This is a genomic window from Polaromonas sp. P1_F4, from assembly GCF_056405675.1.
Genome location: NZ_JBFUBP010000011.1, coordinates 72,149 through 88,055, shown reverse-complemented (window position 1 = coordinate 88,055; position 15,907 = coordinate 72,149). Strand labels below are relative to the sequence as shown.

6 protein-coding genes are annotated in these 15,907 nt (G+C 64.1%); 4 read left to right on the top strand and 2 right to left on the bottom strand.

Annotated features, from left to right (window positions below):
- Positions 1-66: 66 nt before the first annotated feature.
- A complete protein-coding gene (locus tag AC1DYQ_RS19540; RefSeq protein ID WP_477688184.1) occupies positions 67-861 on the bottom strand; it encodes a GntR family transcriptional regulator in 795 nt (264 codons plus the stop codon).
- Between the two features lie 17 nt (positions 862-878).
- Entirely contained in the window at positions 879-1,973 is a 1,095-nt protein-coding gene (locus AC1DYQ_RS19535; protein ID WP_477688183.1) for an aromatic ring-hydroxylating dioxygenase subunit alpha, read from the bottom strand.
- A 144-nt stretch (positions 1,974-2,117) separates the two neighbouring features.
- On the opposite strand from AC1DYQ_RS19535, the gene AC1DYQ_RS19530 reads away from it, so the two are divergent.
- From AC1DYQ_RS19530 to AC1DYQ_RS19515, 4 genes are all read left to right on the top strand, one after another.
- The gene (locus AC1DYQ_RS19530) at positions 2,118-3,233 is read left to right on the top strand and encodes a 5-methyltetrahydropteroyltriglutamate--homocysteine S-methyltransferase (RefSeq protein ID WP_457281944.1); all 1,116 of its coding nucleotides are present in this window, start codon (positions 2,118-2,120) and stop codon (positions 3,231-3,233) included.
- A gap of 640 nt (positions 3,234-3,873) precedes the next feature.
- Positions 3,874-5,613 (top strand): ShlB/FhaC/HecB family hemolysin secretion/activation protein, encoded by a 1,740-nt coding sequence (locus AC1DYQ_RS19525; RefSeq protein ID WP_477688182.1) that lies wholly within the window; start codon positions 3,874-3,876, stop codon positions 5,611-5,613.
- Between the two features lie 32 nt (positions 5,614-5,645).
- Complete coding sequence (locus AC1DYQ_RS19520; protein WP_477688181.1) at positions 5,646-14,705, top strand: YDG domain-containing protein; 9,060 nt, start codon at positions 5,646-5,648, stop codon at positions 14,703-14,705.
- A 64-nt stretch (positions 14,706-14,769) separates the two neighbouring features.
- Positions 14,770-15,807, top strand: a complete 1,038-nt coding sequence (locus AC1DYQ_RS19515; RefSeq protein ID WP_477688180.1) for an SPFH domain-containing protein — start codon at positions 14,770-14,772, stop codon at positions 15,805-15,807.
- The last annotated feature ends 100 nt before the right edge of the window (positions 15,808-15,907 follow it).

Sequence of the window (15,907 nt, the reverse complement as noted above, 5' to 3'; positions counted from 1 at the left end):
CCGGCTTTGCCGGGCCACAGGCGGCGCCCCCTTTGGGGGGAGGCGGCCGCAGGCCGCTTCGGGGGGTCATTTTTTTCTAATTAGACGCACGCCGGGCATCTGGTCCAGGTTGTGGCTGGCCACGGCAGCGCGCAGGTTGCGTTGGGCCAGGCGTGAGTGCTCGCGCATGATCGCTTCGGCGCGCGAGCCCTCGCGCTGCTCAATGGCGTCGAGCACCTGGCGGTGCTGGTCTTGCGCCACGACCAGCATGTCGCGCGCGCCCGGGGAATTGGCCTGCACCACCACAAAACCCGAAGGCGACGCAAACGGCAGGCTGAACACGCGTTCGAGTTCTTTGGCAATGACGCTGCTACCGGCCATTTCACCCAGCAGTTCATGAAACCGCTCGTTCAGCGCGACGTAGGAGGAGAAAGCCTCATCGTCCAGCGCAGGCTGGCTGAGCACAGCATCAATCTTGCTCAGGCATTCGCGGGCTTCGTTCAGCACCACGGTAGGTGCGCCGCGCTCGGCGGCCAGCCGCGCCGACAGCCCTTCGATGGTGCCGCGCAACTCGATTGCTTCGGACACATCGCGTTCGGAAAACGTGCGCACGGCGTAGCCTCCGTTGGGCAGCGATTCCAGCAGGCCTTCCTGCTCCAGCCGCATCAATGCCGCGCGGATCGGCGTGCGTGAGAAGCCGAGTTTTTCAACGATGGACAGCTCGGCAATGCGTGCGCCGCCGGGCAACTCGCCGGCCAGGATCATCTCGCGAAGCTGCAGCTGCGCCCGTACCTGCGCGCTTTCAAGGCTATTTTGGCCTGTAGCCCTTTCTGAATGGGCGCCAGCAGCTATTGAATTGATAGCGGTTGTTGTGGTTGGCATGGGAGGTGATTTCCGCCTCAGGCGGCCCGGCGGATGGCGATGACGGGTGCCGGTGGTTTTTCCCGCGCGATCAGCCCGTCGATCAGGCGCCGGGCCCACATGGAACCGGCATCGATGTTGAGGTTGTAGAACTGGTGGTCCGGGTGTTCATCGATGGCGATTTGCTGGGCTTCCAGCACATGCTCGTCCTCGCGGAAGATCCCGGCCACGCCCTCGCGCAGCTGGTGCGTCAGGCGCTGTTCACCCAGGCAGTAGTTGCGTGCGAAAGCCCAGAAGTAGTGGCAGCTGCCGTCTGTTTCTGGCGTCACCGTGTTCAGCACAAAACCATTGACGCCCTTGCTGCGGTCGCCCGGCTCGCCGTCTTTGGGTGGCGCGCCTGATCCGGCTTCGGCCACGCCGACGTCGATGTTCACAGTGCAGGGCGCTTCGAATTTGATGATTTGCCAGCGATCCACTTTGCCCCTGTAGCCGCGCGCGTGCTCAATCTGCCCGGCCCAGAAAGGCGGTGCGTCGATGTTTTCCATCCAGCGCGTGACGGTGGCGGTGCGGTCGCCATGCGTGGCTACGAAGGGTGCCTCGGCCACCGCGCGCTGGCCGATGCTGGAGCCATGCACAAAGGTTTCGTGGGTCAGGTCCATCAGGTTGTCCACCACCAGGCGGTAGTCGCACTTCACCGTGATCAGCTTGCCGTCGCCGGCCCAGTCTGCGTCGTCGTTCCAGTGCATGTCGGGCACCAGCGCCGGGTCGGCCTTGGCCGGGTCGCCGGGCCAGATCCAGACAAAGCGGTGCTTTTCCAGCACCGGGAAGGCACGCACGCAGGCCGAGGGGTTCAGCGTTTCCTGGCTGGGCATGTGGGTACAGCGGCCTTGGGCGTTATAGACCAGGCCGTGGTAACCGCAGGTCACCTCGTCGCCGTTCAGCGTGCCCATGGACAGCGGCAGCAGCCGGTGCCAGCAGGCGTCTTCCAGTACTGCGACCTGGCCGTCGGTGCGGCGGAACATCACCACCTTCTGTTTGCAAATCGTGCGCGCCAGCAGCGTGCGGCCCACCTCCACGTCATAGGCGGCGGCATACCAAGCGTTCAGGGGAAAAGTCGATTTCTGGGCATTCATGGATACTCAATGTATACATAAATTGCAAAAAATCCAAGAAAAATAGGGAAATTCAGGGTAAATACGGAGTTTATGTATTCAATGAGGGGAGATTTTGCTGGAATACCATGGGGGTTTGTTCCTGCAACCGATGGAGACTTTCCCATGACCGCCAAGCTACCCGCCCGTTATGACCATGTCGGCAGCTTTCTGCGCCCGCAGTACCTGCTGGAAGCCCGCGAGCAAAAAGCCAAGGGCCAGATCACGCCCGAACAACTGCGCAAGGTCGAAGACCAGGCCATCACCGAAATCGTGAAGTTCCAGGAAGACGTGGGCCTCAAAAGCATCACCGACGGCGAATTCCGCCGTACCTACTTCCACATCGACTTCCTCGAGCAGATCGGCGGCGTGAAGACCGACATCCCGGTCACCATCCAGCGGCCCGACGGCAGCATGGAACTGGCGCCGCCGGTGATGCGGGTGATCGACAAGGTGCGCCACGTCAAGGACATCCAGCTCGCCGACTTCCAGTACCTCAAAAGCCAGGTCAGTGCGGGCAACACGCCCAAGGTCACGATTCCCTCGCCCACCATGCTGCACTTTCGCGGCGGCCGCGCCGGCATCAGCAAGGAGGCCTATCCCGAACTCGACCCGGCTTTCTACGACGACGTGGCAAAAGCCTATGGCGACGAGTTGCGCAGCCTGGCCGCGGCCGGTTGCACCTACGTGCAGATGGACGACACCAATCTGGCCTACCTGTGCGACGAAAAAATGCGCGAGGCGGCGCGCCAGCGCGGCGACGACCCCAATGAGCTGCCGCACCGCTACGCCAAATTCATCAACAAGGTGGTCGCGCAAAAGCCCGCCGGCATGACGCTGGCCATGCATTTGTGCCGCGGCAACTTCAAGAGCACCCACGCCGCGGCCGGCAACTACGAGCCGGTGGCCGAGGCGCTGCTCAAGGAGATGGACCTGGACGCCTATTTCCTCGAGTACGACGACAGCCGCAGCGGCGACTTCAAACCCCTGCGATACCTGCCCAAGGGCAAGACCGTGGTGCTGGGCCTGGTCACCACCAAGTTCGGTGAAATGGAAAGCAAGGACGACCTGAAACGCCGCATTGAAGACGCCGCGAAATACGCGCCGCTGGAGCAGCTCGCGCTGTCACCGCAGTGCGGCTTCAGCAGCACCGTGCACGGCAACAACATCGCCGTGGAAGCGCAACGCAACAAGCTGCGCCTGGTGGTCGAAACCGCACGCGAGGTATGGGGCACAGCCTGAGCTGAGGCCCCGGGACGGGTGCGCGTCGTCCTCTCCTTCTCGTGTCTTTAGCGAGGGGCCTGGCTGACTCCAGCCTGTTTTTGAGGCCGTTAACCGGCGCTTTCTGCTGCGTCGGCAGTTTCGCTGCGGCTAGATGGCTCCCGGTTGGCGGCGATCCCGTGGGCAACCCCGGTGAACGGGTCGGTGCCATGATTGAGCATTAAAACGGCTCACCATCCCCACTGAACGCGCGCAAGCAGCTCTCAAAAAGATAGCAAATACGGCCTGGGCATGCCGTCTGCAGGCTTCTGGCGCAGCCCTCGCAAGTACTGGCGCTGCCGGCTGGCACAGACCCCCATGAGTGCTGTTCCCCCTTCTTTGCCTCTTCTTCTCATCTTGTTGACCAGCGCTCCATCAAGCAGCCGACGACCACTTCTGTCTGCCTGTCGGCGGGAATAATTTGTGTAACATTTATTTACAAATGGTCGATGACTATTGAGCGCGCCCCTTTATTTTCCTAAAGAGCTTAAATAATCGTGCAAAAACAAACACTTACAGCGAAAATGGAAGGAGTTCCAGCGAAAAATATTGGACAGCGTAAGGCTAAAGCGCTACAACCAATAAAACATTTTGTTTCATTTGTCCACCGAAAGGTCGCTCCTTGCGCAGTTCAGTCTTTCTGGCATCCAGGCTTTTCGCCTGGGGGGTTCTGGGCGCATGTATCGCCCTGGACGTCCCTGCGCTGGCGCAGGCCCGCGTGGACGTGCGGCCCGATGCCGGAACGCTGCTGGAGCCGCAAGGTTCGTTACCGCTGCTACCCCCGCGTAGCGGCCCACTGCCCGAACTGACACCACCCCGGGTTGCGGAGCCAGCAGCCGGAGCTGCGCGCATCACGCCGGCGGCGTTCAGTTTTTCCGGCAACAGCGTTTTCTCCAGTGAAGCACTTGCGGCTTTGCTGTCGAGCCGGCTCCACCGGCCCACGGATCTGGCCGGCCTCACAGACGCCGCCAATGCCATCAGCGCGCTTTACCGGCAGAACGGCTATCTGCTCACGCAGGCCTACCTGCCCGAGCAGGCGTTTCCCGCGGAAGGCGGGACTGTCGCCATCACCATCATTGAAGCGCGGGTCGGCCGCGTCACTGTGCGTGTCGACGGCGCCGGCATCTCAAAAACATTTGCGGAAGAACTGGTGGGCAGCCAGCTGCGCTCCGGTGACGCCGTTACCGAATACGCACTCGACAAGCCCGTGTTGTTGCTGCGCGACCTGGCGGGATATGACGCCGGCGCTACGGTCGAGCCCGGAGATCGCCTGGGCCTGGCGGATGTCCTGATCACCGTGCAGGGCAAAGGGCCGCGCGCCGACGGCTCGGTCAGCGTAGACAACCATGGCGCGCGCGCCGCTGGTGCCGCGCGTGTCACGTTAAGTGCCAATCTCAACAACCTGCTGGGGCGCGGTGACGTGCTGGCCTTGAGCACCCAGCAAAGCGACCAGGCTGGCTCGACCCTGTACCGCGCCGGCTACACCGTGCCGGTCGGCGCTTACGGCACGCGGGTGGGTGTCAGCGCGGTGCGCCTGGATTACGCGCTGGGCAAGCAATTCGAGCCGCTGGGGGCCAGCGGCCGGGCCGACATTCTCGGCCTCAACCTGTCCCACCCCCTGCTGCGCGGGCGCGCCAACAATTTGTACGGCCTCATCAGTGCAGAGCAAAAAAAGCTCGTTGACGAAACGCGCACACCTGCACTCAAAAGCGAGCGCGACATCGTCGCGCTCAGGCTGGGGCTGGCGGGTAACTTCATCGACGAGCTGGCGGGCGGCAGCAGCCTGAACAACTATGCCGTGAACGCCACCTTCGGCCGCCTCACGTTGAATGCTGCCGATCAGGCGCTTGACGACGGCCTCGGCGGCCTGCGCACAGCGGGCGGTTTCAGCAAGCTGAACCTGGAATTCCAGCGCTCCCAGTTTTTTGATGCCGCTTACAGCTTTCACGTCGCGGCACAGGCTCAGCTTGCGTCGAAAAACCTCAGCTCGGCCGAAAAAATGGTCCTGGGCGGGCCCAACGGCGTGCGCGGCTACCCGGTGGGCGAAGGCGTCGGCGATACAGGTTTCCTGTTGAACCTGGAGTCGCGTTACCAGCTCGCGCCAACGGTTTGGGGTGAGCCTTTGACCCTGCTGGCTTTCTATGACCATGGGCGCATTCGCTTCAACCAGAACGGCCCCACTGTGCCGGGCAATGCCAACACGCTGAACCTCGGTTCCGTCGGTGTGGGCGCCACGCTGGGCCAGCCCGGCAAATTTCTGGTCAAGACCTACCTGGCCTGGCGCACGACGACGGCGCTGCCGTCCACCGGCGACCCGGACCGTGCGCCGCGCGCATGGCTTTCGCTTCAAACCTGGTTCTAGCCCGGCCCCAACCCCTGCTCTGCATACCCATCATGACCGCCCCCACTTCTTCAGCTCGCGCCGCCTACCGCCCCTGGTCCGTGCGCACGGTGGTGGTCCGCCTGTCGCGCAAGCTCTCGGCCACTTACCGCATCCGCAGCGACCGCAGGCTGTCGCGCCTGCTTGCAACCCTGCTGGCGGCTGTCTCGCCCTGGGCCACCGCCTTGCCTGAAGGTGCCCAGGTGGTGGCCGGCCAGGCCAGCGTGAGCACGCCGTCGGCCAACGCCATGGTGGTCAACCAGACCAGCGACAAGGCGGTGCTCAACTGGCAAAGCTTCAACATCGGCGTCGGCCAGTCCATGCAATTTGTGCAGCCGGGCGCCTCGTCCGTCGCGCTGAACCGCGTCATCGGTAACGGCGCCTCGTCCATCTTCGGCTCGCTGAGCGCCAACGGCCAGGTCTTCCTGATCAACCCGTCCGGCGTGATGTTCGCCCCGGGGGCGCAGGTCAATGTGGGCGGGCTCGTCGCCTCCAGTCTCGACATCGGCAACGGCGACTTCATGGCGGGCCGCTACACCTTCAGCGGCAACGGCTCCGGCCCGGTGGACAACCACGGCAGTATCAACATTGCGCGCGGCGGTTACGTGCTGCTGGCCGCACCCCAGGTCAGCAATACCGGTGCCATCACCGCAGACGCTGGCTCGGTTGGCCTGCTGGCAGGCTCCCGCGTGTCGGTCGACACTTCGGGCACAGGCCTGGTGCGCTTCTCGGTGGACGCCGCGGCCGCGCAGGCCGCGATCACCAACAGCGGCAGTATCACGGCCACGGGCGGCCAGGTTGCCGTGCTGGCCAGTGCCATGGGCGATGCGTTGGCCACCGTCATCAACCAGTCCGGCGTGATACGTGCCAACTCGGCGGTGGAGCGCAACGGCACGATTTTGCTGAGCGGCGGTGGCACTGGTGTGGTTCATGTGACCGGCGAGCTGAGTGCCGCAGGTGTTGAAAACGGACAGACCGGCGGCACCGTGAAGGTCCTAGGCGACAAGGTGGGACTGGCAGGCACCGCCCTCATCGATGTCTCGGGAGACGCAGGCGGGGGCACGGCGCTGGTCGGCGGCAACTACCAGGGCCGGGGCCCTGAGCAAAATGCGACAGCCACTTTTGTGGGCGAGCAGGTGCGGATTGACGCGAGCGCCCACCGCAGCGGCGACGGCGGCAAGGTGGTGGTGTGGGCCGACGACACCACCCGCTTCGGCGGCCGCATTGCGGCCCATGCCGGCAGCGATGCAGGCAACGGCGGCATGGCCGAGGTTTCGGGCAAGCGTTATCTTGACTACAACGGCTTTACCGACCTGACCGCTGCGAACGGAAGCACCGGCACCCTTTTGCTGGATCCCTCCAATATCACGATCTCTTCAGTCGCCGACTCGGGTGGATTGGGCGCGGGCCCCACATTTGAGAGCGGCACCGGCACGGCCAACCTGAATGTCGGTACCCTGCTCGGCCAACTCGCGGGCGCCAATGTGATCGTTAATACCTCGCCGGGAACAGGCGGTACGGGCAACATCACGGTTTCCAACAACATCGCATATACGGGCGCCACCGCCCGCTCATTGACCCTCAACGCCGACGGCAACATCGCGATCAACGCGGCCATCACTTCGACGGCCGCTTCGCTGTCAACCAACCTGAACGCTGTGGGTACCACCGCCTTCGGCATAAACGGGTCCTTGTCCACTTTCGGTGGTGATGTCGCCATCGCGGGAGCGGCCAAGACGCTTCGCAGTATTACGACGACGGGCGGCATTGGCACTGGCAACCTGACCATCTCAGGAACCGGCGCCGTGTCGCAGACCTCCGGCGCGCTTGTGATCAAAGGAGCCACCTCCGTCACTGCAGGCGCAGCCAACAGCGTCACCCTGAACACGGCCACCAATGATTTCCAGGGCGATCTGTCGGTTGTGTCGGGCAACAATGTTTCGCTGCGCGATGCCAATGCGCTGGTGCTGGGCGCTTCCAACGTCAGCGGAACCTTGACTGTCGTCACCGCCGGCGCCGTGACGCAAAGCGGCGCCCTGAGCGTGACCGGGGCAACTTCGCTCACAGCAGGAGCTGCCAACGACATCACACTGAACAACGCAGCCAACAACTTCGGCGGAGCAGTTTCAACCGTCAGCGGCCGCAACGTCGCTCTGACCGACGCTAACGCGCTGACGCTGGGTGCCTCGACCGTCTCGGGCACGCTGGGCGTCAATACCACTGGCGCCATCGCGCAGAGCGGCGCCCTGATCGTCGCCGGCGCCACCACGCTTGCGGCGGGCGCTGCCAACAACATCACGTTGACCACGACAACCAACAACTTCACGGGTGCCGTGTCGGTCGCTTCTGGCAACAACGTCTCGCTGCGTGACGCGAATGCCCTTGACCTTGGCGCTTCAACGGTCAGCGGCACCCTTGCGGTGACCACCAACGGCGCCTTGACCCAGAGCGGCGCACTTGCCGTGGGCGGCGCCACCACCCTTGTGGCTGGCGCGGCCAACAGCATCACGCTGAACAACGCCGGCAACGACTTCACCGGTGCTGTGGCCGTGACCTCGGGGCTGAATGTCAGTCTGGCCGACGTCAACGCCCTGGTGCTGGGCGCATCGACGGTGTCCGGCACGCTTGGCATCAGCACCGCCGGTGACATCACGCAGACCGGCACATTGGCCGTGACAGGCGCCACCACGCTGGCTGCGGGCGCGGCCAACAACATCGCGCTGACCACGACCACCAACAACTTCACGGGTGCCGTGTCGGTCGCTTCTGGCAACAACGTCTCGCTGCGCGACACCAATGCACTGGCGCTTGGCGCTTCCAATGTCAGCGGAACCCTGACTGTCGTCACCGCCGGCGCCGTGACGCAAAGCGGTGCACTGAGCGTGACCGGGGCAACTTCGCTCGCAGCAGGAGCCACCAACGACATCACGCTGAACAACGCAACCAACAACTTCGGCGGAGCAGTTTCAACCGTCAGCGGTCGCAACGTCGCGCTGACAGACGGCGATGCGATCAGCCTGGGTGCTTCGGCGGTGTCCGGTACGCTGAATATCAACGCGGGCGGCGCGATCACCCAGACCGGCGCAGTGACGGTGATCGGTGCCACGACGCTGGCTGCGGGCGCGGCCAATGACATCACACTGACCACGGCGACCAACAACTTTGCCAACGTGGCCGTGACCAGCGGAAACAATGTCTCGCTCAGCGACAGCAACGGAATCGCCTTGGGCACATCGACGGTAGCCTCCAGTCTTACCGTGAAAGCCGGGGGCGCTGTCACCCAGACGGGCGCACTGGTTGCACCCGCGCTGAACGTGTCGACTTACAGCACGGCTGGCTCGGCCATCACTTTGACCAACGCCGGCAACGATGCCGCCACCGTCAATCTGCAAGTTGCAACTGGCACGGTCGCAGCGCCTGGGACGGCGAACGCGAACGCCGCGATCCTCTACACCGACACCAATGCTGTTTCGGTAGCCGGCATCAACAGCGGCACGGGCGGCACAGCAGGCGCGGTGACGCTGCTGGCCGGCGACGCCATCACACAGACCGGCGCCATCAAGGCCAGTACGCTGACTGCAAGCACGGCCAATGCCGCCGGTGCCACTATCACGTTGACCCATGCCGGCAATGACGTGACCACTGTCAACCTGCAATCGCGTACCGGTACAGTGGCGGCCGTTGGTGCGGCCAACGCGGGCGCGGCCATCCAGTACACAGATGCCAATGGATTCGGCACTTCGGGCATCAACAACACCGGCACAGGCGCAGGCGGCGACGTCACGCTGGTGGCTGGCGGCGCCATCACGCAGACCGGCGCAATCAAGGCGGGCGTGCTGTCCGCCAAAACGCTGAACAACACACCGGCAGCCATCACGCTGACCAACACCGGAAATGATGCGGCCAGCATCGTCTTGCAAACGCGAAATGCGGCAGATACCGACCGCACCGCCGCGGCCATCGCCTACACCGATGCCAATGCAGTGGTGATCGGCGGCATCAACGCGGGCAGTGGCAGTGCGGCAACAGGCAGCCTCGCGCTTATGGCCACCGGCGCCGTCACGCAGACCGGCGCCATCATCGCAAGCGGCAACACCACCTTCGCTGCGGGCGCGGCCAACAACATCACGCTGGACAACGCGGGTAACGACTTCACCGGCACCGTCTCCGTGACCTCAGGGCTGAACGTCGCGCTGACCGACGCTAACGCGCTGACGCTGGGCGCCTCGACGGTTTCCGGCACGCTGAACCTGAACAGTTCCGGCGCCATCACGCAGACCGGCACACTCGCGGTTACGGGCGCTGCCACGCTGGCCGCGGGTGCGGCCAACAACATCACGCTGGTCACCACGACCAACGACTTCGCGGGCACCGTGTCTATCGTTTCCGGTAACAACGTTTCGTTGCGCGACACCAATAGCCTGGCATTGGGCGGCTCGACGGTGGGCGGTAACCTTGTCGTTACCACGAACGGCGCCTTGACTCAAAACGGCGCGCTTGGCGTGGGCGGCGCCACCACCCTCACGGCCGGCGCGCTCAACAGCATCACGCTGAACAATGCGGGCAATGATTTCACCGGTGCTGTGGCCGTGACCTCGGGGCTGAACGTCAGTCTGGCCGACGCCAACGCACTGGTGCTGGGCGCATCGACGGTGTCCGGCGCGCTGGGTGTCAGCACTTCCGGCGCCATCACGCAAACCGGCACATTGGCCGTGACAGGCGCCACCACACTTGCTGCGGGCGTGGCCAACGACATCACGCTGAACACGGCAACCAACAACTTCACAGGCGCGGTTTCGGTCGTCTCCGGCAACAACGTCTCGCTGCGGGACACCAATGCCCTGGCATTGGGCAGCTCGACGGTGGGCGGAACCCTGGTCGTCACCACAAATGGCGCATTGACCCAAAGCGGTGCCGTCACCGTGGCCGGTGCGACCACCCTCGCAGCAGGCGCGGCCAACAGCATCACCCTGAACAACACGGGCAACGACTTTACCGGCGCGGTGTCGGTGACCTCTGGGCTGAACGTCGCCCTGGTAGACGCTAACGCGCTGGCGCTGGGCGCCTCCACCGTTTCGGGCACGCTGGGCATCAACACTTCCGGTACGATCACCCAGACAGGCGCAGTGACGGTGACCGGTGCCATGACGCTGGCAGCAGGGGCGGCCAACGACATCACGCTGACCACCGCAACCAACAATTTCACCACCGTTGCTGTGGCCAGCGGCAACAACGTTGCGCTCAGCGACGCCAGCGGCATTGTGCTGGGGGCATCGACGGTAGCCTCCAGTCTTACCGTGAAAGCCGGGGGCGCTGTCACCCAGACTGGCGCGTTGGTGGTTCCTTCTCTGAATGTGGCGACTTATAGCGCAGCGGGCTCAGCCATCACCTTGACCAACGCCGGCAACGATGCCGCCACCGTCAATCTGCAAGTTGCAACTGGCACGGTCGCAGCGCCTGGGACGGCGAACGCGAACGCCGCGATCCTCTACACCGACACCAATGCTGTTTCGGTAGCCGGCATCAACAGCGGCACGGGCGGCACAGCAGGCGCGGTGACGCTGGTGGCGGGTGACGCCATCACGCAGACCGGCGCCATCATGGCCAGTACCTTGACCGCAACGACCCGCAACAATGCCGGCGCGGCCATCACGCTCAACCACACCGCCAACAACGCCGCCACCCTCAACCTGCAGGTACGGGATGCCGCCGGTAGCGCCAATAGTGCCGCAGCCATCCAGTACACGGACGTCAATGGCGTGAGCATTTCCGGCATCAACAACGGCGCCGGCGCTGGGGGGAACGTCACGCTCGTGGCCGGAGGCGCCATCGCGCAAACCGGTGCGATCAAGGCGGACGTGCTGTCGGCCAAGACACTCAACAACACGCCAGCGGCCATTACCCTGACCAACGCAGGAAATGATGCAGCCAGCATCGTTTTGCAAACCCGTAATGCGGCGGACGCGGATCGCACCGCCGCGGCCATCGCCTACACCGATGCCAATGCAGTGGTGATCGGCGGCATCAACGCGGGCAGTGGCAGCGCCGCAACCGGAAGCTTCACGCTGGTGGCTGGTGGCGCTGTCACGCAGACCGGTGCCGTCATCGCAGGCGGCACCACCAGCATCACGGCCGGCGCAGCCAATAACGTGACGCTGGACAACCCGGCCAACGACTTCTCCGGTGCCTTGAGCGTTGTTTCGGGCAACGACGTCAGCATCAAGGACGTCAACGCGCTGCAACTGGGTGCGGTCACCGCGGCCACCAGCCTGACCCTGGCAGCCGGCGGTGCCATCACCCAGACGGGCGCGATCACCACACCCACATTGATCGCCAAGACGCTGTCCGCGGGTACGGCGAACATCACGCTCAGCAATGCCGCCAACCAGGTGAACACGGTCGATTTGCGCGCTCGTAACCTCACCGATACCGCGAACGCGAATGGTGCGATCTCCTACCGGGACGCCACCGGCTTTGATGTTGCAGCGATCAACACCACGGGCGCGCTGAGCCTGCAGTCCAACGGCAACATCACGCAATCGGGAGCTATAGCGGCTGCTTCACTGACGGTGGCCGGTACGGGCGCTGGTTCGCTGAACCTAGGCACCCAGGCCAACAGCATCGTCACCCTCAACGCCATCACGGCGGCGGGCGGCTTCACGCTCAATAACGGCAACAACGCCGTGACGGTGGCAGGCGCCCTCAACACCACCAATAGCGCTGTCTCCATCGACACCGGCACGGGCGCCTACACCCAGAACAACTTCGATGTGACGGCCGGCAGCGGCCCCATCAGCATCACGGCAGATACCGTCAACATCACCGCGAATACCGGTAACAACGCCTTGACCACCAGCGGCGTGCTGACACTCAAAGCCAAAACTGCGAGTCGCACCATGTCGCTGGCAGGCGCGGCCGGGTTTGACCTCACCGCTGCAGAGCTCACCGCCATTGCCACCGGTGCCACCGGCCCCATCGTCATCGGCGATGCCGCCAGCACCGGTGCCATGACCATTGGCGGCCCGGTCAACCTGGCCTTAAAGACGCTTACGCTCAATGCCGGTTCCATCAACGATGTGGGCGTGCAAACCATCACCGCGCAGAACGTCACCCTCAACGCCAACGGTCAGATCGGCGCCAACGCCAGCAATGGCATCGATGTGGCGGCCACCAATCTGAGCGTCAACACCACCGGCAATGCCAACGCTTTCGTGCGAAGCACTGGTGCCATCAACCTGGGTGTTGGCGGCTTGGGATCGAACGTCGGCACCGGCACGCTTAGCCTGACTGCGACTGGTGCGGTCAGCCAGACCGCAGCCATCACGGCGTCAGGGCTTGCGTTGACGGGCGTGGGGGGTGCCTACACGCTGGGCCATTCGGGCAATGCCGTCACCACGCTCGCCGCCAGCACCGGCAGCGTGGACTACAGGCAGGCCGGCGCACTGATTGTGGGCACGGTCGGTGCGACAGCAGGCGTAACGGCCACCGGCGCGGTCAAAATTGAAACCACCGGCGCGGCGTCAAATCTCACGTTGAACAATGCCGTGAATTCTTCCGCCACCGGCGATGCCGTGGTCCTCAAGGCCGGCAGCGCCAATGCGGCCGGCGTCAGCACCGGCGGCCAGCTCATCAACAATGTGGGCGCGGGCGGCATCGTGGCCGCATCCGGCCGCTACCTCGTCTACAGCGGTGACCCCGGCACCACGCTCGAGGGCGTTGCCGGTTACAGCAAGCGCTACAACAGCGACGCCAGCTATGTACCGGCCGGCAGCGCAAATACTTTCCTCTACCGCGTTGCGCCGACCTTGACGGTTACGGCCGACAACAAGACCAAGGTGTATGGCGACACCAACCCGCTGCTGACCGGCTTGGTAAGCGGGCTGATCGACGGTGACACGATCGCCGGCCTGGGCGTGAACTACACCACCACAGCCGTTGACCGGACAGCCGTGGCGGCCGGACCGGTGGCTATAACTGCCGGCGTAGGGACCAACAGCGAAAACTACACCCTGGCCTTGACCAATGGCGCGCTGACCATCACGCCGCGCGCGTTGACGGTCAGTGCCACCGGCCAGAACCGTGTCTATGACGGCGGCGTTGCTGCTACCGTCACGCTCACCGACAACCGTCTCAGCGGCGATGTGCTGACCACCACGAATACCGCAGCGAGCTTTATCGACAAGAACGTCGGCACCGGCAAGACAGTGAACGTCAGCGGCATTGCCCTCACCGGCGCCGATGCGGGCAACTACAGCGCCAACACCACGGCCGCCACCACCGCCAACATCACGCAACGCGCCCTGACGGTGGGTGCCACGGCCCAAAACAAGGTGTACGACGGCGGCACTGCCGCAACCGTGACACTGGCCGACAACAGGGTCGCCGGCGATGTACTCGCGGCCAGCAACACCTCGGCCAGCTTTGTCGACAAGAACGCCGGCGTGGGCAAAACCGTCAACGTCGGTGGCATTGCCATCACCGGTACCGATGCAGCCAACTACAGCGCCAACAGCACGGCGGCCACCACGGCCAATATCACGCCGGCTTCGATTGCGAATGTCAGCGGCATCACCGCCGCGAACAAGGTGCAGGACGGCACCACATCAGCCACGCTGGCAACGGGCGGTGCGGCGTTTACCGGCCGGATAGGCGCGGACGTTCTCACCGTGGGGGCGGCTACCGGCAACTTTGATTCGCCTGCCGTCGGCAATGGCAAGCCCGTCAGCATTACCGGCATCACCCTGTCGGGCGCCGATGCCGGCAACTACACCTTGCAGAATACGGCGGCCGCCACGACGGCCAATATCACGCCGGCCCCGGCCAGTACCGCGGAGCGTACCGGTGACGCGCGCATTGTGAACGGTACGGCACTGCCAGTCCTGGCAGGCGATGAGCGCCGTCAACAGTCCCTGCGCGCCGCCGGCATCAAGGATGCCGAAGGCGGCGTTGCGGCCGATGTGCCGACTTTCCGCCTGGCAGGGTTCCCTGATCCGCGCAGTGCCGGGTTGGTCCCGCAGGACTGCGCGGAGCAGGGCCGCGGCCTGAACTGCACTGGGGGCGGTCAGGGCCAGTAAATAACGTAAAAACGTCGTTATCGGCGGGTATCATGTGGCCGACAACCACTCAAGGGAGCGCGCTATGGCCTTAATGGACTTCATCAAGAAACAGTTCATCGACATCATCCAGTGGACCGAGGACGACGACGGCACACTGGCCTGGCGTTTTCCGATGGCCGACATGGAGATCCAGTACGGCGCCTCGCTCACCGTGCGCGAATCGCAAATGGCGGTCTTTGTCAACGAAGGCAAAATTGCCGACGTGTTCGGTCCCGGCACGTACAAGCTGACGACGCAGACCGTTCCGGTGCTGACCTACCTCAAGAACTGGGACAAGCTGTTTGAGTCCCCTTTCAAGAGCGACGTCTACTTCTTCAGCACCCGCCAGCAGATCGACCAGAAGTGGGGCACGCCCCAGCCCATCACCATTCGCGACAAGGACTTCGGTGCCGTGCGGCTGCGCGCCTTCGGCAACTACAACTTCCGTGTTGCCGACCCCAAGCTTTTCCACACCGAAATTTCAGGCACACGCGATCGCTACACCACGGCCGACCTTGACGGACAGCTGCGCGGCCTGGTGCTGCAGAACATTTCCGCCGCCATTGCAGCCAGCGACATTGCCTTCCTCGACCTGGCTGCGAACCAGCTCGTGTTTGCGCAGGCGCTGGCGGCGCAGCTCGTGCCCGAATTTGCCAAGATAGGCCTGAAGCTCGAGGGCATGACGGTGCAGAACCTCTCGCTGCCCGAAGAGCTGCAGAAAATCCTCGACCAGAAAATAGGCATGGGCATGGTCGGTAACGACATGGGCAAGTTCATGCAGTACCAGACGGCGCAGGCCATCCCGAAGTTCGCCGAAGGCGGCGGGGGCGGCAGCGGTATTGCCGGTGACGCCATGGGCCTGGGTGCCGGTGTGGCGCTGGGCCAGGTGCTGGCGCAAAACCTGCAGCAGGGCCTGCAGGGCGGCGCAGCCCAGGCGGCTTCGGCTGCCGCCGCCGCGGCGGTCAAGCCGGACGATGTCATGGCCACGCTCGAGAAGCTGGGAGAGCTCAAGACAAAGGGCATCCTCACGCAGGACGAGTTCGACGCCAAGAAGGCCGAGCTGCTAAAAAAACTGGTCTGAGAATGTGGCCCCCACGCTTTCCCACTTCGTGTGGGTCGCTGCCCCCCGAGGGGGCCGTCGCTTGCTCGGGGCGGCCCTTCGCTGCGCGGGTCCTCTGACT